Consider the following 20,785-nt stretch of genomic DNA (forward strand, 5'->3'; position numbering starts at 1 on the left):
ACAGCGATTACTGTCACACGAGTATAGCGGCGGAAACGGCCCCCTGACAGAGGTAATTTCCACGCTTCTCGCACCGCGCGCGCTCAGAAGGCATAATAATAGAAATTTTTTAGCCATCAGGGGAGTAGAATGTCACTGTTTTTGTGGGTTCAGATGTTACAAAACCTGTTCCCGATGGCCCTTCTCAATCCACGGCGTTAATTTATGGCCTTTACTCTGCGCCCCTACCAACTGGAAGCGGTCGAAGCCACCATTAAACATTTCCGTCAGCACCCGCAGCCGGCGCTGATTGTGCTGCCGACCGGCGCCGGTAAAAGCCTGGTGATCGCCGAGCTGGCGAAGCGCGCGCGCGGCAGGGTCCTGGTGTTGGCCCACGTGAAAGAACTGGTGGCGCAAAACCACGCCAAATATCGCGCTTACGGACTGGAGGCGGATATCTTTGCCGCCGGTCTGCAGCAAAAAGACAGCGCCGGTAAGGTGGTATTTGGCAGCGTTCAATCGGTGGCGCGCAATCTGTCGCTGTTCGACGGCGCATTTTCCCTGCTGATCATCGACGAATGCCACCGCATCAGTGACGACGACGAAAGCCAGTACCAACAGATTATTCAGCATCTGCAGAAAACCAACCCACAGCTGCGGCTGCTGGGACTGACTGCCACCCCGTACCGGTTGGGAAAAGGCTGGATTTATCAGTATCACTATCACGGTTTTACCCGCGGCGATGCCAGCAGCCTGTTCCGCGACTGCATTTATGAGCTGCCGCTGCGTTACATGATCAAGAACGGCTATTTGGTGCCGCCGGAACGGCTGGACATGCCGATTGTGCAGTATGACTTCAGCCGTCTGGAGGCCAGAAGCAACGGCCTGTTCAGCGAGGTGGACCTGAACCGCGAACTGAAGCAGCAAAATCGCATCACTCCGCATATCATCAGCCAAATCGTGGAATACGCCGAAACGCGTAAGGGGGTGATGATTTTCGCCTCCACCGTTGAGCACGCCCGTGAAGTTCACGGTCTGTTGCCGTCAGGCGAGGCCGCGTTGGTCAGCGCAGAAACCCCTGCCGCCGAGCGTGATGCCCTGATTGAAGCGTTCAAACAGCAGCAATTGCGCTATCTGGTGAATGTGGCGGTACTGACCACCGGTTTTGATGCACCGCATGTTGATCTGATCGCCATCCTGCGCCCAACAGAGTCCGTTAGCCTATATCAACAAATCGTCGGCCGCGGGCTGCGGCTGGCCCCCGGCAAAGAGGATTGTCTGATCCTCGACTACGCCGGGAACCCGCACGACCTGTTCACGCCGGAGGTGGGGGTCAGCAAGCCGCACAGCGATAGCCAACCGGTGCAGGTATTTTGTCCCGGCTGCGGCTTCGCCAACCTGTTCTGGGGCAAGTGCACCGAGAATGGCGATATCATCGAACATTACGGTCGCCGTTGTCAGGGTTGGCTGGAGGACGATGAAGGCCATCGCGAGCAGTGCGATTACCGTTTTCGTTTCAAAAGCTGCCCGCACTGCGGTGCGGAGAACGACATTGCCGCCCGCCGCTGCCATCAGTGTCAGGAGGTGCTGGTCGATCCCGACGATATGCTGAAGGCGGCGCTGAAGCTGAAAGACGCTCTGGTATTACGCTGTGGCGGCATGGAGTTGCAAAGCGGCCGCGATGAAAAAGGCGAGTGGCTAAAGGCGATCTATTACGACGAAGATGGCACCAGCACCAGCGAACGTTTTCGTTTGCAAACGCCGGCTCAGCGCAAAGCCTTCGACATGCTGTTCCTGCGCCCACATCAGCGTGCGCCTGGGGTGCCGTTCGCTTGGCAAAATGCCGCCGACGTGCTGGCCCAGCAAGCGCTGCTGCGTCATCCGGATTTTGTTGTGGCGCGCAAACGCGGGCAATTCTGGCAGGTACGAGAAAAAGTGTTCGATTATCAAGGACGCTTCCGCCGCGCCAATGAGCTGTACTGATCTTTGCCCCTTGCAAATCAGGCAGGTTTCCATTGCCCTGTGGGCGGCTTTCCGTTAAAATGCCGCCCGCTTTGCCTGGGTTCGCCCGGTGCTAAAGCAGGTTATCGAACTTGCTACTGGGTCGCCTGTAGCAGGGTAAATTTTCTTTTAAGAGAAAAAACAATGTTCACTATCAATGTAGAAGTACGTAAAGACCAGGGTAAGGGTGCGAGCCGCCGCCTGCGTGCAGCAAATAAATTCCCAGCTATCGTTTACGGTGGCGAAGAAGCTCCAGTTTCCATCGAGCTGGACCATGATTCTGTTAAGAACATGGAAGCTAAAGCAGAATTCTACAGCGAAGCTGTAACTCTGGTTATCGACGGTAAAGAAACCAAAGTTAAAGTTCAGGCTGTACAGCGTCACCCGTTCAAGCCGAAGCTGACCCACATCGACTTCGTTCGCGCGTAATCGCAACGTATTCGAGCTTTTCGGGACGCCGAAGTAGAAAACGCCGCAATTGCGGCGTTTTTTATTGTCTGCGATCCGGCGAAATTATTTGTTGCCGCCGCCCAAACGACGTTGCAACTGATCGCGCAGGTTCGGCGGCGTGCCTTTAATGGTTAGCGTGTCGGTCGCCGCATCCCAGAATACACGTTCCCCCAGCAGCATGGCGTCAAAGTTCATGCTGATACCGCCGCCGCTGCCGGCAAACTTGGTTAACTGACGCAGCGTACCGCGATCGGCCGGGAAGCTGTCTTCCAACTGATAGCCCTGCTCGCTGGAAAACTGCAGAAAATCTTTCTCGCCCACCGGCGCTATCTCTTTCGACAGCTCCTGAAGCTCGATCTCTTCACCGGCCTGCAGCTGTTCGTTGCAATAGCTGTAAACCTGCTGGCGCACCGACTGGCGCTCATTTTTGTCCAGCTGCGCATCAGCGCAATAATCGTCAACCGCCTGCAGCAAGCCGCGGTTCTGAGCCTTGGTGTCCAGCCCTTCCGCCGCCGCCAGGAAGTCCATAAAGAAATCGGAAACCTTACGGCCCACACGTCCACGCAGGAAGGTCAGGTAACGGGTCGATTCCGGATTGGTTTCCCACTCGGTCAGATCGATACGCGCGACGATGTCGGCGTGGTTGATGTCCAGATAATGGGTGGTGTTGATATCCAGTTCTTCGTTAACGCGCGAACTGTTGCGGCTGTTGAGGACCGCAATCAATAAATACTCCGCCGCCAAATAGCGGTACTGGCCAAACAGCACCACGCCACCTTCGGCAAACGGATATTTGGCCAGCTCATCGCGCAGACGGCCGGTCGCTGCACGGCTGAAAGCCAGAAAGTCCTTATCTTCCTTACGGCAGGTGCGCAGCGCTTCCGCCAGTTCACTGCCCTCGTTGAACAGGCCGTAAGCCTTGCTCTTGGCGCTGTAGACACGATGCAGCTCTTCCATCATCTCTTCTACCGCCGCATTGGTGGGCAGCAGAGTATCGCGCAGCACCACGTCCAGCGTTTGTTCGTCACGTTTGATCAACTGGTGCAGAGCAATCTGGTCGATATCCAGACTCATGGTAAATCCTCCTGTTCTTTTAGCGCGTATTCAAACACTGAAGGCCCCCGCGCTGCAACTTTAAAGCGGTGCACATCCCGCCGGAGATCAATAAATTCCTACCAACTATAAGGCAGGCAAATACCCGAAATCAGCGGAGGATTTCAGGCTACGCCCCGCAAGTCGCGCAGAATCATTGATATGGCCCGCAGGCTCCTCTCGCCACGCTAGGGTTTGAAAGACAAAGGGAATCGATAAAAGAGCAGAAAATCACTGTCCTATACGGTAAGATATGGGACTTTGTCAGGCTTTGAGCGCAATTTTTATGCCACAATCATCCCGTTACAGTGACGAACACGTCGAACAACTGCTCTCCGAGCTGGTTAATGTTCTGGAAAAACACCATACTCCCACCGATCTGTCTTTGATGGTGCTGGGCAACATGGTGACTAATTTGATCAATACCAGCGTTGCTCCAGTTCAGCGGAAAACGTTGGCAAGATCGTTTGCAGAAGCCCTGCAAGCTTCTATTCGTGAAGATAAAGCGCATTAATAAATACTTATGGTGACAAACCGTCAGCGTTATCGTGAAAAAGTCTCCCAGATGATCAGCTGGGGGCACTGGTTCGCCTTATTCAATATCCTGCTCGCCCTCGGGCTGGGTAGCCGCTACCTGTTTGTCACTGACTGGCCCTCTTCCCTGTTGGGCCGGGTTTATGCCCTGGTCAGCTTACTGGGGCATTTCAGCTTTATCGTTTTCGCCGGCTACCTGCTGGTTATTTTCCCGCTCACCTTTGTGGTGATGTCGCAGCGGCTGTTGCGATTTATCTCCGCCGCGCTGGCCACCACCGGCCTGACGCTGTTGCTGGTCGACAGCGAGGTCTTTACGCATTTCCACCTTCACCTTAATCCGGTGGTGTGGGAGCTGGTGGTCAACCCGGATCAAAGTGAGCTGGCGCGCGACTGGCAGCTGATGTTTATCTGTGTGCCGGTGATCTTCCTGGTGGAGATGCTGTTTGGCACCTGGAGCTGGCAAAAGCTGCGCAGCCTGAACCGCCAACGTTTCGGCAAGCCTCTGGCGGTGCTGTTTATCAGCGCCTTCTTTGCCTCGCACCTGATTTATATCTGGGCCGATGCCAATTTCTATCGCCCGATCACCATGCAGCGGGCGAACCTGCCGCTGTCGTATCCAATGACCGCGCGTAAATTCCTTGAGAAACACGGCCTGCTCGATTCGCAAGAATATGAACGTCGGCTGGTGCAGCAAGGGAATCCGGAAGCCGTTGCGGTGGAATATCCTCTTAACGACCTCAGCTACGACGACAAAGGCAGCGGTTATAACCTGCTGATGATCGTGGTAGACGGCGTACGTCAACAGGATATGAAGCAGGATATGCCTGCCCTCAGCCGCTTCGCCCAGGAAAACATTCGCTTTAGCGATCACTACAGCTCTGGCAATCATGCAGATACCGGCCTGTTTGGCCTGTTCTACGGCATTTCGCCGACCTATCTGGACAGCATTCTTGCCGCGCGCAAACCTTCCGCTCTGATCAGTGCGCTAAGCGCCCAGGGTTATCAATTTGGTTTGTTCTCATCCGACGGCTTTAACGCCAGCCTGTATCGCCAGGCGCTGTTGACCGATTTCACGCTGCCGGCACCTGTCCAGCAAAATGATGCGGTGACCACACAGCAGTGGCAGCGCTGGTTGGCCGATCAAAACAGCAACGCTCCGTGGTTCTCTTACATCAACTTCCGCGGTGCAGAACCGGCAGCCAATGAGAAAACCCCTGCCCCGGCTGACTTTATTCAGCGCTACCGGGCCGGCGCGCAGGATGTGGATGCGCAGATTGCCCAGGTGCTCAACACGCTCAAAGAGCGTGGCGTACTGGATAAAACCGTGGTGGTGATCACCGCAGAGCACGGCGTTGAATTTAACGACACCGGTAAAGGTTACTGGGGCGCAGGCCGCAGTTTCAGCCAACAGCAGCTACAGGTGCCGTTGATTATCCACTGGCCGGGTACGCCAGCGCAGACCATCAATAAACTGACCGGTCACAACGACGTAATGCGTACGCTAATGCAGCGTTTGCTGCACGTAAAAACGTCCCCGAAAGACTACTCGCAGGGTGAAGACCTGTTTACGGCCCAACGCAGAAACAACTGGGTGGCTACCGGTGATAACAGCCTGTTGGTGATCACCACGCCAACGCAAACCCTGATGTTGGACAGCAGCGGCAATTACCATGCGTACGATAAAAACGACAAAGAGATCAAAGACGAAAAACCACAGCTCGCTCTGTTGCTGCAGGTATTGACCGACGTGAAGCGCTTTATCGCCAACTAATCGCTTAAAATACAAGCAGTCAGGCGAATTCGCTCTTGCTTTGAGATTGGGAAAGGGTAGTATTATTTCCCACAGCGTCGGCATGTAGCGCAGCTTGGTAGCGCACCGTCATGGGGTGTCGGGGGTCGGAGGTTCGAATCCTCTCATGCCGACCAGAAATCCTTAGAGAAACCAACCCTTTGCGGTTGGTTTTTTTATGTCTCAAACCTCTGCGTTTCTCTTGTAATAAAATTCTTCAATCTGAAAGAGATGCTCAAACTCACATTCAGATTTCCCCCAGTAACCATTCTAGATCGGCCTGCTATACTGAAAAACCAACAAAATTCACCTGCATACGGATAACTGCTAATGAAATACCGTTCAGCGAGGCTCGCCAATGCAATCAGTTAAAAAATGGTCACAAGAACTGGAGGGATTACGCGGTCTAGCCTCCCTCTGGGTCGTTTTAGGTCATATTTGCATTTTAGCCAGTTATCACTTTCCAATCCTTTCCGATCCTGGAATCGGCGTAGACCTGTTTATATTGCTTTCTGGGTTCCTGATGGCAAAAAATTATGTAGAGCGGAAGGAGAAAGAGCCGTGGACCGACAGTGCAACCTTTAAGAAGTTTTGGCTGCGCCGCTTTTTTCGTATCGCCCCGCTTTACTACGTGCTTTTGATCGTAGCCATTTGCTTTGGCAGCTATTTCGGTGAGGCACGCGAGATTATTGGTCATTTTTACAGTGAAACTCAAACCAACAGTTCGCGCTACAGTGACGCATCATTCTTGAACGTATTCACCCATGTCACGTTTTTGTTTGGTTTCCTGCCAAGTTTCTCATTTAATACCGTGCTACCTGACTGGAGTATCGGCCTGGAAATGCAGTTTTATTTCCTGTTTCCCTTCATTATGCTAGCAGTGATGAGATTGGGCTTTGCCCGAGCCTGCTTAGCAATCATTATGTTGTGTGTTGTTGCCAAGCAGCTGTTACCCGGCTACTTTTCTGCGTTCCCGATGCCATCAATGATTCTGATAAAACTGCATCTGTTCATTGCTGGCATGTTTATTTCAGAAGCTATTCGCGCTAAGAAACTCAAATACGTAGTTTTTGCATTGGCTTCAGCTTGCATCAGCGTTTATATGCAGGACACTTTCAACAAGATGCGTTTCCTAGCCGAAATCGGTATGATTTTAATGATGGCAACCATCCTTTGGCCTCGAAACGAGGAGAGCACGTGGACAAGCGTATTACGCCTCCCACGCTGGATACTAACGAACAAATTCAGCGTATACATGGGAGATGTTTCCTACTCCGTGTATTTGCTGCACTTGTTAATCGTACTTCCAGTCGTCGCTTTCCTGCTGTCAAACACCCAATTTGCTGGCTGGCCCTCTGCCGTACGATTTATCGCCGCCTCCGCTATTATCCTCCCTCTCACTTATGGGATCGCATCGCTGCTGTATAAGTTTATCGAGAAGCCTGGAATTAAACTGGGTAAGAGCTTGATTAGCCGCGGTGAAGCCAAGAATCGTGGCTCAGTAGTCACTGACTGAACCCGAAAAAATCAGTTGGTACAAAAACGTAAACCCGGCCGTTTGTGCCGGGTTTTTTATTGTTATCAGTAAAACTGACATAACACATATGCAGATGTACATCGGCGAGCCAAAACGAAAAACCCCAGCAATCGCGAAGATTACTGGGGTCCGTAGACGCTTTGAGCGTCGGTACTGCTTATATGGTGCCGGCTACCGGAATCGAACTGGTGACCTACTGATTACAAGTCAGTTGCTCTACCTACTGAGCTAAGCCGGCTAAATTTGGCGGAAGGACAGAGATTCGAACTCTGGGAGCTGTTACACTCGACGGTTTTCAAGACCGTTGCCTTAAACCACTCGGCCATCCTTCCAATGGGCGCAGATATTAGCGCTACCGTTATGAAATGTCTATCGTTTCATGAAAAAAAATGCAGGAAAAAGTGCGTTTGCTTAAACTTCAAGCCGCTAACGGTTAAAAAATGAAAAACCCCGCAAAAGCGGGGCTGGATTGCTCACTTAATCGGGGATTATTTAGGCTGTGAGTCGTAATCAGAACAGGTCTGATAGCCTTTGTTCATCACATGTCCGGTATCGCTGTAGCTAACAAAATAGGTTTGTACTTTCCCGTCACGCGGCGCTACCGCATAGGTATCGCAAGTCCCCTGTGCGTGAACCAAAGTCGCCGTGGTTGACGGTGGACCGGCAATGGCACGAACCTGCTGTTTGGTCATCCCTACTTTGACATCACTGACCACAGGCTCCTGAACGTAACTGGCGGCCCTGTCATAAGCCGTACAGCCGGCAAGAATAGAAAATGTCGCTGCTGTGCAAACGGCTAAAATCAGCTTGTTCGTCATGACTTGTCCTCTTGGAGTACGTTTGTTGTACTCTAAGTCTAGAAGAGGAAAGGCTTTTCTACAAATTTCACTTTGTCGATAGGCGCGGTTTACGCCGCCGCGTAGCCAGATACCACAGCAAATCACACAGCAGAAACATCAGTAAACTGACGCCCATCACCGGTAAACAAAAGCCCAGCAGCAGCGTCAGGCAGACAATCAGCAACAGCGGCCCTTTTGGCGTTTTGCGCAGCAACATAAAGGGGGAACGGGCAGGTTTACGTACTACTCGCGTTGGCCGACCTCGCCACCACATCAGGTACCCCATCACCACCATCGCCACCAACCCGGCGGCAAAGACCACCAGCACCAGCTCATTGACCAGGCCAAACAGGACGCCCATATGCAAATCGATTCCCCAGCGCGTTAATTTTGCCGCGAGCGGGTATTGTTCAAAACTGACGCGATCGGTAATGGCCAGGGTTACGGGATCGATAGCAACAGCATCAACCTGCGTCGGCCAACGGCGATCGATCTCCATGACCGTCCAGGCCTGCCCCGCCATCGCCGGCTGCTTGATTTCAACCCTGGCGGCGTCGATACCGGCCTGCCGTGCACCGACCAGGGCCCTGTCATACATGGCGCCATCCTGAGGCGGTTCCGCCCTGACCATCATATGCTCATGGTGTTCCGCATGATCGCCGGCAGGCACAGCGTCCTGCCCGTTGATCGCCGTAGACAGCGAGGGCGTCGACCAGCCGAATTGCTGGCGCAGCACGCTGATGTTCTCCCCGGCCCACTGTGACCAGGTCAGCCCGGTGGCAGAAAAGAACAGCAGGCCGACCAGCAGCAGTACGCCACTTTTTTCATGTAACCTGCGTAAACCACCACGCTGACGCGTTACCTTCTTACGCCTGCGCGCCCCCCAGAGGATCAGCCCCCCCAGCGCGGCAATCCATAGCCAGGAGGCTGCCAACTCGCTGTAATTGCGCCCTACATCCCCCAGCAACAGACTGCGGTGAAATTGGTCCAGCCAGGTGCGCAACGGCAATACGCCGCTGGTACCATAAACCGTCATTACGCCGTGCGTCTGCGCCGTAACCGGATCAACAAACACCGCCAAACGTTCCGAAGCCTGAAGCCCTGCGACGTTAAACAGTACCCGGGTATTCTCGCCCTCCGCCGGAGAAGGACGCACTGCCGACAGAGAAGCTTTTGATGGCGCTATCGCCTGAGCGGCCATAATCTGCTGTTTTAACGGCAGTGCCGGACCGGTACTTTCGTTATACAACTGCGGGGCATAAAGCCGTGATTCAATTTGCGGCGTCAAGGCATAAAATATGCCACTCAATGCCGCAATAAGTAAAAACGGCCCAACAAAAAAACCAATATAAAAATGAATCCGCATAGCCAACGGAATAAACCAACTGCGAGTAGTCACCTGCGGGTTAATATTCTGCGCAGCAGCAGGCAACGCAATATTGCGTTCAGACATGATAAGTCATCCGTGGTCAAATGGAATTACCCGGAATCTACCCGAATTAAACTCATTTAACAAACAGATTTCTTCTCTGTTTAGCTTAATTCTCATCAATGTTACAATAGTGGAACAACTGCTGACATTGTCATTCCTTTACGCTTTAACCCTGCAAGGACGCTCCTGGTGAAACTGTCAATTCAACATATGCGCACGCTGGCCTGGCTGGGCCTGTTCGCTATGTTGATGATATTCATCGCGCCATCAATTTCCACCCATCTTGCAAAAAATAGCATGGATAACAGCGAGATGACTGGCATGCCCATGAGTGCGGAGCATGCTGGACACAGGACAATGATGAGCCAGAAACTCGCCGATAGCCCGCTGGCAGGGCACAACATGGCGGACATGAGCACCGGCGACTGTTTTAACTTCTGTGGCTACTGCAGCCTGTTTCATCATAGCCCGCCACTGGTCATTTTGCCGTCAGCACTCCCGGCGATCAATATTCAACGCGCGCCATCCCTTATTCAAAATCTTTTTCACATTATTATCCCCTCTGCCTTTCCGCCTTATCAAACCCGGGCACCACCTTTCATCCTCATTAATTTTATTAAATATATCTAAACCACATGCCTTATTTTATTGGGTAGGGTTAATTGCGCCAAAATAAAATAGAAAGATAACTTAATCTTTACTTTGCTGCTGTTTTAACTGCGTCTCAAAAGCCCGTTGAGACTGTTGCACATATTGCTGTAACCCCAGCCGATCGACAAAAGCATCCCGATCGCCAGCCTGAAGTCGCGCCATTTTATTTTCCAGATCGAAGCGCGTTCCCTTATTGGCGATAAAAATATCCGCGTGCTGCTGGGCCAAAAGCCTAAAGCTGCTGCGGATGTCCTGCACCAGACTCGGGTAGTTTTTGTTATCGACCAGATAGTAGTCCGGGGTTGCCAAACTGTCGGCATAGACCAGCCGATAGGTTTTCCCACTCTGCCGCAGCGTGGTCGTCCATGAAGTGGCGCCAGGCAAATGCCCCGGCGTCATTAACGCCGTAAATTTCAGCCCGCCCAAAGTAACGCTATCCCCTTGCCCGACGATAATGTCGACCTTCACCGGAGGGAAACCAAGTGCATCTCCCAAGGCAAAATCCTGTTTTCCTCCCCGTGCCAACTGTTGGGCATTGGCGGCGCTGGCAACCACTTTCGCCCCGCTCCAGGCTTTCAAACGAGCGATGCCTCCAGCCTGATCGAGACGTGCGTGACTGTTAAGAATGAATCGCAAGTCCTTGATGTTGAAACCCAATGCCTCAATATGGGATTTTATCACCGGGGCACTGGCATCCAACCCCGCGTCAATAAGAATCAATCCTTCCGGCGTGCTGAACAGCACGGATGAAAGGTTGCGTGTGCCGACATAATACAGCTGAGGGAAAATCTGGAATGGCGCCACCGGCTGCGCCCATTGCTCAAACAGTGAATAGGGCGGCGCACTGGACAACGGTTGCGCAGGATCGAGCTGTGCCTGAGCGTTAAAGCACAGTGAGAATGTCATAGCCATCAGATAACCCATGTTTTTTTTCATGTTTCAGCTCTACGGGGAAAAACAGGGCTGAAGTATACTCAGCCTAATATTGAAGCGTATTCAATTTAAAAGGCTATTAATGAACATCCTGCAAATGGACATGAACCTGCTGAAAGTGCTCTACCTGTTGACCAGCACCGGATCCAGCCAGAAAACGGCGGATAAGCTCGGTATCAGCACTTCTGCCGTCAGTCACGCCCTGGCCCGCTTGCGTGAGGTGCTGGATGAGCCTCTGTTCCGGCGGGAAGGGCATCGCCAGGTGCCGACGCTGTTTGCCCTGTCGCTTAAAGAAACGCTAACGCCCTTGTTCTCTTCGCTGGACAGTGAATTATTCGGCCATGTGCCGGACGCGCCACGGCATTTCACCCTGGTTGTGCCGCCGGCACTGCATCCGATTTTATTGCCGTTGCTGGCGCAGAAAAGCACGCTTGCCAATGCCGATATCCGCTGCCAAAACTTTGAGCGACGTTCATGGCGCACTGAGCTGCTGGAAGGCGCGGTAGATATGGTGATTGCCGTTGGCGATCACCAACAGCGCACCAGCGCGCTGCGTTATGAGCTTATTGGCAGCACCCGCCTGGTGGCGGTATTCGGATCGCCGTTGCGCCAGATATTAGGTCACAAAAGCGGGCTGACATTTGGTGAACTGGCAGACTACCCGCACTATTACTGCCATCCCTGGCCACAGGCAGAGAACGAACTTGACCGTCAGTTGGAACGCCAGGGTTTACAACGCAGGATCCAGCTCAGCTGTGCCGATTACGCGCAGTTGCCACCGGTACTGCGCGCAGCGCCACTGATGGCGGTAGTTCCGCAACCCTGGTTCAACGCACAGCAGGACAAGCAGGGACTGTACGCCCTGCCGATCCTGGACGATCTGGCGATTGGTTATCTGTTTTCACACTATCGCCAGGGTGAAATCGAGTGGAAAAAACGGCTGATCTCCACTCTCCATGCGGAACTCAAACCCTATTATCACTAACGGTAATCAGAAGCCAAACTCGCTCAGGGCCGCAATATCATCCGGGCGGCGACCGAGCGGCCAGTGGAATTGCCGATCCTGCTCGCGGATCGGCATATCGTTGATGCAGGCGTGTCTGTTGATCATCTGGCCATCCGTATTGAACTCCCAGTTCTCGTTACCAAAACTGCGGTACCAGTTGCCGGAGTCATCACGCCATTCGTAAGCAAAACGCACTGCGATGCGCGCCCCGTCAAATGCCCATAATTCTTTGATCAGCCGATATTCCAATTCCTTTGCCCACTTGCGTTGCAAAAAAGCACAGACAGCCTCACGGCCATCAACAAACTCAGCGCGATTACGCCAATGGGTATCGACCGAATAGACCTGTGCTACCCTTTCCGGATCGCGGCTGTTCCAGGCATCTTCCGCCAAACGGACTTTCTCAATCGCCGATTCACGGGTAAAGGGCGGCAAGGGGGTTTAATGCTCATAGCTTACCTCGGAGGTTAAATTGATGTAGACAAGTTTGTCTACGTCATTAAGCTAGCGCATGTAGACAGAGTTGTCTACAATCATTGAAATCAATGCTCAGGAGATATTTCAATGTCCGCTCCCCCTCAGGTTCTTCCCCCGCGCCAGCGTATCCTGCTGACAGCCCACGATCTGTTTTACCGCGATGGAGTACGCGCGACCGGTATCGATCGCATCATTAGCGAATCTGGCGTAGCAAAAGTGACCTTTTATCGCCATTTCCCCAGCAAAAACGAGTTGATTGAGGCGTTTCTGGCTTACCGCCATGAGCAATGGTTGAGCTGGTTCAGTCAGTCACTGGCACAGTATGTCGAGCAGTTCGGGGATGTCTTACCTGCCTTGGTGCCTTGTCTTGAGGAATGGTTTAGCGATCCGCACTACCGCGGCTGCGCTTTTATCAATACGGCGGTTGAACTGGCGGATATGTTGCCGGAAAGCCTGGACATCGCCCGCCGACACAAGCAGCAAATGGCCGAAGAGATCGCTCGCTATCTGCCCCTTGGCCCGGAACGAGAACAACGGGCAGAGATGCTGGCGATGCTGATTGACGGGGCGATCGTCAAGGTGCAAATAGAGCAGCAACCGCAGAATGCCTTATTGCTGTTGAGGGAAACGCTGAAGGCCTTAGCCGAAGTTTGGCATCATCAGTAATTGGCCCAAATCCCCGGCGTCACCAGCTCCATCAGATGACCGTCGGGATCGCGGAAGTAGATGCTCTCACCGCCGTGATCCCAGCTCATCCGCCCTTCTATCTCGATCCCCTGAGTCGTCAGATGTTGCTCCCAATGCGGCAACTGTTCTTTCGCCACCGCTAACCCGATATGCAGTGGCCCGCTGCCGTCATGCGGGGGATATACCCTTCTGGATAATGCGCGCCTTTCAGCGAGTCCCCTTCGATAAACAACAGCAACACGCTTTGTTCACCGACGTTGTAAGCGCGGAAACGCTCGTTCGCCACCATCACCGGCAGTTTTAAAACCTGCTGATAGAATGCAGCGGCGCGTTCGATATCTTTGACGTACAGTACGGTTTCAACCACCCGATTTATGCTGAGTTCCATGCTAACCTCCTGATTTATCTCTGTGTAGAAAGTTTAGGTAAGCCGCAGGATCTCAGAATGGCAATCCGTGCCTCATTCATGCCAATTCGTGCCAAACCGCAGGCAAAAAAAACGCGGCCCGAAGGCCGCGTGGTGACACTCACACTCTGTTGCTTAGAACTGGTAAACCAGGCCCACGGCAACCACGTTGTCGGTGTTGATACCGGCAGACTTGGTGAAGTCGTTGTCGTCCAACAGGTTGATTTTGTAGTCAACGTAGGTGGACATGTTTTTGTTGAAGAAGTAGGTCGCACCCAGATCCACAAATTTGACCAGATCTTCGTCGCCGTAATCCTTGCCGTTAGCGGCCAGACCCAGGTTTTTACCTTTGGTTTGGTTATAACCAACGAATGGACGCAGACCGAAGTCAAACTGGTAGTGTGCGTAAGCTTCGATACTTTGCGCCTTGTTGGCATAACCGTAAGCATCGCTGCTGGTAGAGCCAAAGCGTGCGGCATTGTAAGACTGGGTGAACATCACGGCCAGGTAAGCGTCGTTGGCGTCATATTTCAGACCGCCAGAATAACCTTCTGCACGGTCACCACGGCCCATGATGCCACTGTATGCGCCACCGCCGTTTTGCTCGCTGGTACGTTTGGAACTAAAGAAGGCACCTGCAGCGCTGATGCCATAGCCGATGTCGTAGTTCACCGACATGCCGTAGCCGTCGCCGTTCTGATTGAGAACTTCACGGCCGTTGTTAGACTCTTCGCCGCTGCCGTTTTTACCCTGGTACTGCAGAGCAAAGTTCAGGCCGTCAACCAGACCGAAGAAGTCGGTGTTACGGTAAGTTGCCAAACCGCTGGAACGTTGGAACATGAATTGGTCGGCACCGTAAGTGGAGCCATCGAACTCTGGCTGCAAGTCGGTATAAGCGGCAACGTCATACAGCACGCCGGTGTTACGGCCGTAGTCAAATGAACCGTAATCGCCAAACTTCAGGCCGGCAAAGCCGTAACGGGTAAAGTTCTTGTTGTCTTGGCTTTCAGCATGGTTGAGGTTTGCCTGATATTCCCATTGACCAAAACCGGTCAACTGGTCGCTGATTTGTGTTTCGCCACGCAGGCCGAAACGCATATAAGACATGTCGCCATCGGAGCCATTGTTGTCAGAGAAATAGTGAAGACCATTGATCTTGCCGTACAGATCCAGTTTATTGCCGTCTTTGTTGTAGATTTCCGCCGCACCTGCGGTGCCTGCAACCAGCAGTGCGGGGACGATCAGAGAAAGAACTCGAAGTTTCATTGTTATTATCCTCGTTTATTATGTCGAGCTATGGCCACTGCCCTTTTGAGCATTATTAGCACGACTGTGCATTACCATTCTGGTAACAAGGGTAATATTAATCCAGAAAGAAAATGATACCAAGTATCCGATAGTGTTTCAGTGTGATTATTAAAGGTTTCCAAATGTAAAATTGAGCGAACTTCCACAAAACATTACAGACATAAAAAATAAGGCACGCAATGACAAAAAACACACTTATAGATATAAAATCATGTAGTTATACAAAAACTTAAGAAAAAAAAGATAGCCATACAAAAGTCACTATCAATAAGCACATTGTGCCAAAAGAATCCCATAACGCTGACGTTATAATAATCCCGCTATCATCATTATTTTCATTATTACCTTCATTATCTGTAAGATAATTTTTTGTACATTCTGTACACTTCAACCGGCTTATGGCCGGTTTTTTATTGCCTCATACTTAGCTCACATTTCATCTTAATTCGCACTTTATGCCAAAAAATAATCACTTGAAGATATTATCCCCCCAATTAACTTCCGCACTAATAGCTAATCTTTTCTTCTGTTTTAGACTACTTATTAAGCGCACTAATTTGGAAAGCATTTTATTGCTTAAATAACTTTCGCTTCGTGCTGCAGGGTTTTGAACCGACAACATTGGTCGCACGGTTGCTATTTTGATAACCTGCACAAAATGCCCCGAAGAAGATGAACCATGCTATTTCAACCCGAAGCGCTATGGCGTCGGCTACAAAGCTCCCCTTTCCGCGCCAAATTTCGTCTGAATCCCAAAGACCAGCTTTATTTTGAAACCAAAGGCTTGCCGCTGATCCTCAGCCATGCACGAGATTTTATCGATCAACGGTTGGCTGCGCCTTTTCCGAACAATGACGGCAAGCAGACCCCCATGCGCGGCCATCCGGTGTTTGTCGCCCAGCACGCCACCGCGACCTGTTGTCGTGGTTGCCTGGCCAAGTGGCATAACATTCCGCAAGGGCAAGCACTGAGCGAACAGCAAAAGCAGTATATTGTGCAGGTCATTGGCCTGTGGCTGGAACGTCGCGCAGCACCGAAGGCCAATGACGGCGCAATTCCTTTCGACCCGGATCGCGGATTGTGATAAAAACATTCCATAACTTTCAGTCCCTCTTCCACAATAGATCCCAAAGCCCACATGACATCCACCTTATGCAATGAACAGCAAAAACCCGGGGTACCGGCTCAGATCGCCACGCGGCTGGCCTTTTTTGTCGCCGGGTTCGGCATGGCCGCCTGGGCGCCCCTGGTTCCCTTCGCCAAAGCGCGCATCGGCATTGATGATGGCTCTCTCGGTCTGTTGCTGCTGTGCATTGGTGCGGGTTCGATGCTGGCGATGCCGCTCACCGGTTTTCTGACCGGCAGATTGGGCTGTCGGCCGGTGATCTTGCTTGCTGGTTTGGCGCTTTGCATCGATTTACCGCTGCTGGTGCTGATGAATACCACCCTGGGCATGGCGTTGGCACTGCTGCTGTTTGGCGCAGCAATTGGCATGATCGATGTGGCAATGAATATACAGGCCGTGGTGGTCGAGCGTGCCAGCGGCAAGGCAATGATGTCGGGCTTTCATGGTTTCTTCAGCGTTGGCGGCATTGCCGGCGCCGGGGGCGTTAGCATCATGTTGTGGCTGGGACTCTCCCCTCTGTTGGCGACCTGTGTCACAGTATTGACCATCGCGGCGTTGCTAACCGTAGCCAGCCGCAATTTACTGCGCGAAAGCGGCGGTGAAGAAGGTGGACCGATGTTCGTCGTGCCACGCGGTTGGGTCATGTTTATCGGCATTCTGTGCTTTATCATGTTCCTGGCGGAAGGGTCGATGCTCGACTGGAGCGCCCTGTTCCTCACTACCCTGCGTGGGGTTGACCACAGCCAGGCCGGATTAGGCTATGCGTTGTTCTCCATCACCATGACCCTCGGCAGGTTGAACGGTGACCGCATCGTCAACGCCCTGGGCAGATATAAGGTCTTGCTGCTCGGCAGCCTGTGTGCCGCTATCGGTCTGAGCATGGCGATTGTGTTCGATAATGCCATGGTCTCGTTGATCGGGTTTATGCTGGTAGGGTTGGGTGCCTCTAACGTGGTGCCGATCCTGTTCAGTGCCGCAGGCAATCAACATGATATGCCGGCCAATCTGGCTATCGCCTCAGTGACTACCGTAGGCTATGCCGGTATTCTCGCCGGGCCGGCGTTAATCGGCTTTATCGCCCAGTTCTCCAGCCTGACGGTCGCCTTTGCCTGCGTTGCCGTCTTACTCCTGGCTGTTACCGCCAGCGCCCGGGCGATAACCCGTTGATTCAGGAATGCGCAGCCAACTATGCAAAACAAACAACTGACCATTAGCTCAAGCAATATTACCCGCTGCTTCCTGCTATTTGCCGTGCTGCTGACAATTGCCATTGGCCTGTACGGCTACAACTATACCAACGCCTGGCTGGCGGAGAAAAAATATGCGCTGAACAGCATCGCCAATGGGCTGCAAAAGCGCATCGACAACTATCGCTACGTCACCTATCAGATCTACGATAAATTCGGCAATGCGGCCTCCCTGAACGTCGATCCCAGCCTGCAGGAAACCCGACTGCGGCCGGACGTTTACTACCTGGAAAAACCGCATAAGAAAACCGACGCGGTCATTTTTGGCAGCCATGAAGAAGGGACATTGGCGATGATCGCCAATATTTCGGACTATCTGGATGCCCGCTGGGGTGCCAAGACCGAAAATTACGCCATGTATTACCTTAATGGTCAGGACAACAGCCTGAGTCTGATCACCACTCAGCCGTTAAAAGAGTTGGCCTCTCGCTTCAAGGAAAACTACCTGACGACGTCGGCGGAAGATCGTCGCGCCGAAATGCTGCAACAGGCGAACATGCTCGACGAGCGCGAAAGCTTTTCCGCCTTACGCAAGCAACGTTTCCAAAACGCCTATTCGTTTTCAATCCGTACGACCTTCAATCAACCGGGGCATCTGGCCACGGTGATCGCCTTCGATTTGCCGATTAACGATATCATCCCGATTAATATGGCGCGTGCCAACTTTATGCTGCTGCCCGATAACAGCAATCTGGACGATGGAACTCTACCGATTGAAGGCACCCCCAACGCCGGTATAACGATGAGCGGCAACTGGGTCGACTTCACGGCCTCCCTGCCTAACGCACCGCTGAAAGTGGTTTATCGGGTTTCCGCCATCAGCCTGGCGATCGACCTGCTGCGTAACAATATCTGGTTAATCGCCATCAATCTGTTGCTGTTGGCGCTGTCGCTGGCAGGCATCTACTTTATTCGTCGACAATACATTCGCCCTAGCGAGAACATGGCGGTTGAACTGGAGGCCGAACGCGCGCTGAATCAAGAGATTATCGCCAGCCTGCCTTCCGGCCTGCTGGTGTACAACTTTGCCAGCAATACGGTGATCGCCAGCAATAAGATTGCCCAACATCTGCTGCCTCACCTGAGCCTACAAAAAATTGCCCATATGGCCGAACAGCACCACGGGGTGATTCAAGCGACGGTCAACAATGAGGTGTATGAAATTCGCATTTTCCGCAGCCAGCTCTCAGCGGAAACTTACCTGTTCCTGTTAAACGATCAGGACAAGGAAGTCATGGTCAACAAGCGGTTGCAGCAGGCACAGCGCGAGTACGACAAAAATGTACAGGCACGCAAACTGATGCTGCACAATCTGGGGATCGAACTGAACCAACCGGTGCGCCAAATGCACGATCTGGCCGATCGCCTGCGTACGCAACCGGATGAAGAACAACAGCAAGCGCTGCTAACAGAGTTGACCGCACAGTCATCCTCGGTGCTGGGCTTGATTGAAAACATCACCCTGCTCACCCGGCTGGAAACTCAGGACTGGCAACCTTCGCGCCACCCTTTCAGCCCTTTGGCCCTGATAGATGAATTACTGCGTGAAGCCCTGCCTTCCATCAATCAAAAAGGACTGTCGCTTTTCAATCATTTCCAGCTTGATGTCGAGCAGCAATATATCGGTGACGCTAACGCGCTACGCAAGGTGATCTCGCTGCTGGTGCATTACGCGATTATCACTACCGCCTGCGGCAAGATTTCTCTGGTGGTTGATCATGAACCCGAGCACCCCGATCGCCTGGTGTTCCACATCAATGATACCGGCTCGGGTATTTCCAACGAGGAAATCAGTAACCTCAACTATCCGTTCCTCAGCCAGACGCTGGTGGATCGTTTTAATCATGGTTCCGGCCTGACCTTCTTCTTGTGCAACCAGCTATGCAAAAAACTCAACGGCCAGTTGGATATTCGCAGCAAGGTCGACATCGGCACCCGCTACACCATTCGCGTACCGATGGAAATGGAGAAAAAGGAGACGGAAGCGCAGGAAAAACTGCTCGATGGCGTGACCGCGCTGTTGGACATCACTTCTGAAGAGGTGCGCGGCATTGTGACCCATCTGCTGCACGCCTATGGCGCGAGCTGCATCATTGCCGATGAACGCCAGGTTAACCGCGACTACGACGTTCTACTGACCGACAACCCGCAAAGGGCTGACGATTATACCCTGCTGCTGACCAGCGATGAGGCCGGATGGCAACAGCTTGAAAAACGGTATATTCGGGTAAACTATAACCTGAGTGGCGCAATGATAGACGCCGTGCTGATGCTGATTGAGCAGCAAATGGCCGCGTTGGAACAGCCGGAAAGTCCGCTTTCGCTGACCGCCGATGATATCCAACTCTATGAAAAACAATTGAAATCAAGTGATTACTATGGCCTGTTTGTTGATACAGTACCCGACGATATCAAAAAACTGTATACTGAGGCGGGCAGCAGTGATTTCAATGCTCTGTCACAGACAGCACACCGCCTGAAAGGCGTGTTTGCCATGTTAAATCTGCTTCCCGGCAAGCAACTGTGTGAATCGTTAGAACAGCACATCGCAGACGGTGATGCGCTCAAGATCGAGAATAACATCAGTCAGATTGATTTTTTCGTCAGCAGACTGCTGGAGCAAGGTAGCCAACAACATGAATAACCTGAACGTAATTATTGCTGATGACCATCCTATCGTACTGTTTGGCATCCGGAAGTCACTTGAGCAAATTGAATGGGTGAATGTCGTTGGGGAGTTTGAAGACTCAACAGCACTGATCAACAATCTGTCCAAGCTGGACGCCAACGTACTGATCACCGACCTTTCAATGCCGGGCGATAAATATGGCGACGGCATTACGCTGATCAAATACATCAAACGCCATTATCCGCAGTTGTCGATCATCGTTCTGACCATGAACAACAACCCGGCCATTCTGAGCGCCGTGTTGGATCTGGATATCGAAGGTATCGTACTGAAACAGGGCGCGCCTACCGACCTGCCGAAAGCGCTGGCCGCACTGCAAAAAGGCAAGAAGTTCACGCCGGAAAGCGTCTCCAAGCTGTTGGAGAGGATCAGCGCCAGCGGCTACGGTGACAAGCGCCTGTCGCCAAAAGAGAGCGAAGTACTGCGTCTGTTCGCCGAAGGTTTCCTGGTGACCGAAATCGCCAAGAAACTCAACCGCAGCATCAAAACCATCAGCAGCCAGAAGAAATCGGCGATGATGAAGCTGGGTGTCGAGAACGATATTGCGCTGCTCAACTACCTCTCTTCCGTCAGCATGGCACCGCTGGACAAAGAATAAAGAA

General features: G+C 52.4%; 18 protein-coding genes, 3 tRNA genes and 1 pseudogene. 13 read left to right on the plus strand and 9 right to left on the minus strand.

The window, feature by feature from the left end; translation table 11 throughout:
• The first annotated feature begins 204 nt into the window (after window positions 1-204).
• The gene (locus EBA31_RS17700; RefSeq protein ID WP_122079876.1) at window positions 205-1,962 is read left to right on the plus strand and encodes a DEAD/DEAH box helicase; all 1,758 of its coding nucleotides are present in this window, start codon (window positions 205-207) and stop codon (window positions 1,960-1,962) included.
• Between the two features lie 162 nt (window positions 1,963-2,124).
• A complete protein-coding gene (rplY, locus tag EBA31_RS17705; RefSeq protein ID WP_020827785.1) occupies window positions 2,125-2,409 on the plus strand; it encodes a 50S ribosomal protein L25 in 285 nt (94 codons plus the stop codon).
• 84 nt (window positions 2,410-2,493) lie between these two features.
• Here the strand turns inward: rplY and yejK are convergent, their stop codons facing one another.
• Window positions 2,494-3,504, minus strand: coding sequence for a nucleoid-associated protein YejK (gene yejK, locus EBA31_RS17710; RefSeq protein WP_044552555.1), 1,011 nt, complete (start codon window positions 3,502-3,504; stop codon window positions 2,494-2,496).
• Between the two features lie 304 nt (window positions 3,505-3,808).
• On the opposite strand from yejK, the gene EBA31_RS17715 reads away from it, so the two are divergent.
• The 4 genes from EBA31_RS17715 to EBA31_RS17730 all read left to right on the plus strand — a co-directional run bounded on the left by EBA31_RS17715 (window position 3,809) and on the right by EBA31_RS17730 (window position 7,361).
• Window positions 3,809-4,036 (plus strand): YejL family protein, encoded by a 228-nt coding sequence (locus tag EBA31_RS17715; RefSeq protein WP_020827787.1) that lies wholly within the window; start codon window positions 3,809-3,811, stop codon window positions 4,034-4,036.
• 9 nt (window positions 4,037-4,045) lie between these two features.
• The gene (yejM, locus tag EBA31_RS17720; RefSeq protein WP_122079877.1) at window positions 4,046-5,827 is read left to right on the plus strand and encodes an LPS biosynthesis-modulating metalloenzyme YejM; all 1,782 of its coding nucleotides are present in this window, start codon (window positions 4,046-4,048) and stop codon (window positions 5,825-5,827) included.
• Window positions 5,828-5,905: 78 nt separating this feature from the next.
• Window positions 5,906-5,982, plus strand: a tRNA-Pro gene (locus tag EBA31_RS17725).
• Between the two features lie 221 nt (window positions 5,983-6,203).
• Complete coding sequence (locus EBA31_RS17730) at window positions 6,204-7,361, plus strand: acyltransferase (RefSeq protein ID WP_122079878.1); 1,158 nt, start codon at window positions 6,204-6,206, stop codon at window positions 7,359-7,361.
• A gap of 183 nt (window positions 7,362-7,544) precedes the next feature.
• Here the strand turns inward: EBA31_RS17730 and EBA31_RS17735 are convergent.
• The 4 genes from EBA31_RS17735 to EBA31_RS17750 all read right to left on the minus strand — a co-directional run bounded on the left by EBA31_RS17735 (window position 7,545) and on the right by EBA31_RS17750 (window position 9,674).
• A tRNA-Thr gene (locus tag EBA31_RS17735) sits at window positions 7,545-7,620 on the minus strand.
• Window positions 7,621-7,626: 6 nt separating this feature from the next.
• Window positions 7,627-7,714 (minus strand) — tRNA-Ser (locus EBA31_RS17740).
• 156 nt (window positions 7,715-7,870) lie between these two features.
• Window positions 7,871-8,200: an osmotically-inducible lipoprotein OsmE gene (osmE, locus tag EBA31_RS17745; RefSeq protein WP_041414766.1), complete on the minus strand. Its 330-nt coding sequence runs from the start codon at window positions 8,198-8,200 to the stop codon at window positions 7,871-7,873.
• 67 nt (window positions 8,201-8,267) lie between these two features.
• The gene (locus EBA31_RS17750) at window positions 8,268-9,674 is read right to left on the minus strand and encodes a PepSY domain-containing protein (RefSeq protein WP_122079879.1); all 1,407 of its coding nucleotides are present in this window, start codon (window positions 9,672-9,674) and stop codon (window positions 8,268-8,270) included.
• A 168-nt stretch (window positions 9,675-9,842) separates the two neighbouring features.
• Here EBA31_RS17750 and EBA31_RS17755 point away from each other — a divergent pair, with 168 nt between their 5' ends.
• Complete coding sequence (locus tag EBA31_RS17755) at window positions 9,843-10,283, plus strand: DUF2946 domain-containing protein (RefSeq protein ID WP_170868533.1); 441 nt, start codon at window positions 9,843-9,845, stop codon at window positions 10,281-10,283.
• Window positions 10,284-10,343: 60 nt separating this feature from the next.
• On the opposite strand, the gene blaSPR is transcribed toward EBA31_RS17755, so the two are convergent.
• Window positions 10,344-11,240, minus strand: a complete 897-nt coding sequence (gene blaSPR, locus EBA31_RS17760) for an SPR family subclass B3 metallo-beta-lactamase (RefSeq protein ID WP_122079880.1) — start codon at window positions 11,238-11,240, stop codon at window positions 10,344-10,346.
• A gap of 79 nt (window positions 11,241-11,319) precedes the next feature.
• Between blaSPR and EBA31_RS17765 the strand changes: the two genes are divergently transcribed.
• Window positions 11,320-12,222 carry a LysR family transcriptional regulator gene (locus tag EBA31_RS17765; protein WP_122079881.1) on the plus strand — a complete coding sequence of 301 codons (903 nt, stop codon included), beginning with the start codon at window positions 11,320-11,322 and terminating at the stop codon, window positions 12,220-12,222.
• 6 nt (window positions 12,223-12,228) lie between these two features.
• On the opposite strand, the gene EBA31_RS17770 is transcribed toward EBA31_RS17765, so the two are convergent.
• Window positions 12,229-12,678 carry a nuclear transport factor 2 family protein gene (locus tag EBA31_RS17770; protein WP_122079882.1) on the minus strand — a complete coding sequence of 150 codons (450 nt, stop codon included), beginning with the start codon at window positions 12,676-12,678 and terminating at the stop codon, window positions 12,229-12,231.
• 129 nt (window positions 12,679-12,807) lie between these two features.
• Here EBA31_RS17770 and EBA31_RS17775 point away from each other — a divergent pair, with 129 nt between their 5' ends.
• Entirely contained in the window at window positions 12,808-13,386 is a 579-nt protein-coding gene (locus EBA31_RS17775; protein WP_122079883.1) for a TetR/AcrR family transcriptional regulator, read from the plus strand.
• On the opposite strand, the pseudogene EBA31_RS27260 reads toward EBA31_RS17775, so the two are convergent.
• Both EBA31_RS27260 and ompC read right to left on the minus strand, forming a co-directional pair.
• Window positions 13,380-13,795, minus strand: a pseudogene (locus EBA31_RS27260) (VOC family protein). The gene EBA31_RS17775 and the pseudogene EBA31_RS27260 sit on opposite strands and share 7 nt — an antisense overlap.
• 153 nt (window positions 13,796-13,948) lie before the next feature.
• A complete protein-coding gene (ompC, locus tag EBA31_RS17785; protein WP_122079884.1) occupies window positions 13,949-15,079 on the minus strand; it encodes a porin OmpC in 1,131 nt (376 codons plus the stop codon).
• Between the two features lie 721 nt (window positions 15,080-15,800).
• On the opposite strand from ompC, the gene EBA31_RS17790 reads away from it, so the two are divergent.
• Genes EBA31_RS17790 through rcsB form a run of 4 tightly spaced genes read left to right on the plus strand, consistent with a single transcriptional unit; the run spans window position 15,801 to window position 20,781 of the window.
• Window positions 15,801-16,205, plus strand: a complete 405-nt coding sequence (locus tag EBA31_RS17790; protein ID WP_122079885.1) for a DUF4186 domain-containing protein — start codon at window positions 15,801-15,803, stop codon at window positions 16,203-16,205.
• A 54-nt stretch (window positions 16,206-16,259) separates the two neighbouring features.
• Entirely contained in the window at window positions 16,260-17,414 is a 1,155-nt protein-coding gene (locus EBA31_RS17795; protein ID WP_122079886.1) for an MFS transporter, read from the plus strand.
• A gap of 21 nt (window positions 17,415-17,435) precedes the next feature.
• A complete protein-coding gene (gene rcsD / locus EBA31_RS17800; RefSeq protein WP_122079887.1) occupies window positions 17,436-20,138 on the plus strand; it encodes a phosphotransferase RcsD in 2,703 nt (900 codons plus the stop codon).
• On the plus strand, window positions 20,131-20,781 hold the full coding sequence (gene rcsB / locus EBA31_RS17805; RefSeq protein ID WP_004947156.1) for a response regulator transcription factor RcsB: 651 nt from the start codon (window positions 20,131-20,133) through the stop codon (window positions 20,779-20,781). The genes rcsD and rcsB overlap by 8 nt, the downstream gene beginning before the upstream one ends.
• Window positions 20,782-20,785 lie beyond the last annotated feature (4 nt).

Origin of the sequence: Serratia sp. P2ACOL2 (assembly GCF_003691565.1) — a bacterium.
In the GTDB taxonomy this organism is placed as follows: Bacteria; Pseudomonadota; Gammaproteobacteria; order Enterobacterales; family Enterobacteriaceae; genus Serratia; species Serratia liquefaciens.

What these genes read in the sequence shown, in the direction of transcription:
- EBA31_RS17750 (WP_122079879.1), bottom strand. Translation starts at nt 9,674, where the DNA reads ATGTCTGAACGCAATATTGCGTTGCCTGCTGCTGCGCAGAATATTAAC.
- EBA31_RS17790 (WP_122079885.1), top strand. Translation starts at nt 15,801, where the DNA reads ATGCTATTTCAACCCGAAGCGCTATGGCGTCGGCTACAAAGCTCCCCT.
- EBA31_RS17700 (WP_122079876.1), top strand. Translation starts at nt 205, where the DNA reads ATGGCCTTTACTCTGCGCCCCTACCAACTGGAAGCGGTCGAAGCCACC.
- EBA31_RS17730 (WP_122079878.1), top strand. Translation starts at nt 6,204, where the DNA reads ATGCAATCAGTTAAAAAATGGTCACAAGAACTGGAGGGATTACGCGGT.
- rplY (WP_020827785.1), top strand. Translation starts at nt 2,125, where the DNA reads ATGTTCACTATCAATGTAGAAGTACGTAAAGACCAGGGTAAGGGTGCG.
- EBA31_RS17715 (WP_020827787.1), top strand. Translation starts at nt 3,809, where the DNA reads ATGCCACAATCATCCCGTTACAGTGACGAACACGTCGAACAACTGCTC.
- osmE (WP_041414766.1), bottom strand. Translation starts at nt 8,200, where the DNA reads ATGACGAACAAGCTGATTTTAGCCGTTTGCACAGCAGCGACATTTTCT.
- EBA31_RS17765 (WP_122079881.1), top strand. Translation starts at nt 11,320, where the DNA reads ATGAACATCCTGCAAATGGACATGAACCTGCTGAAAGTGCTCTACCTG.
- blaSPR (WP_122079880.1), bottom strand. Translation starts at nt 11,240, where the DNA reads ATGAAAAAAAACATGGGTTATCTGATGGCTATGACATTCTCACTGTGC.
- yejM (WP_122079877.1), top strand. Translation starts at nt 4,046, where the DNA reads ATGGTGACAAACCGTCAGCGTTATCGTGAAAAAGTCTCCCAGATGATC.
- EBA31_RS17775 (WP_122079883.1), top strand. Translation starts at nt 12,808, where the DNA reads ATGTCCGCTCCCCCTCAGGTTCTTCCCCCGCGCCAGCGTATCCTGCTG.
- rcsB (WP_004947156.1), top strand. Translation starts at nt 20,131, where the DNA reads ATGAATAACCTGAACGTAATTATTGCTGATGACCATCCTATCGTACTG.
- rcsD (WP_122079887.1), top strand. Translation starts at nt 17,436, where the DNA reads ATGCAAAACAAACAACTGACCATTAGCTCAAGCAATATTACCCGCTGC.
- ompC (WP_122079884.1), bottom strand. Translation starts at nt 15,079, where the DNA reads ATGAAACTTCGAGTTCTTTCTCTGATCGTCCCCGCACTGCTGGTTGCA.
- yejK (WP_044552555.1), bottom strand. Translation starts at nt 3,504, where the DNA reads ATGAGTCTGGATATCGACCAGATTGCTCTGCACCAGTTGATCAAACGT.
- EBA31_RS17795 (WP_122079886.1), top strand. Translation starts at nt 16,260, where the DNA reads ATGACATCCACCTTATGCAATGAACAGCAAAAACCCGGGGTACCGGCT.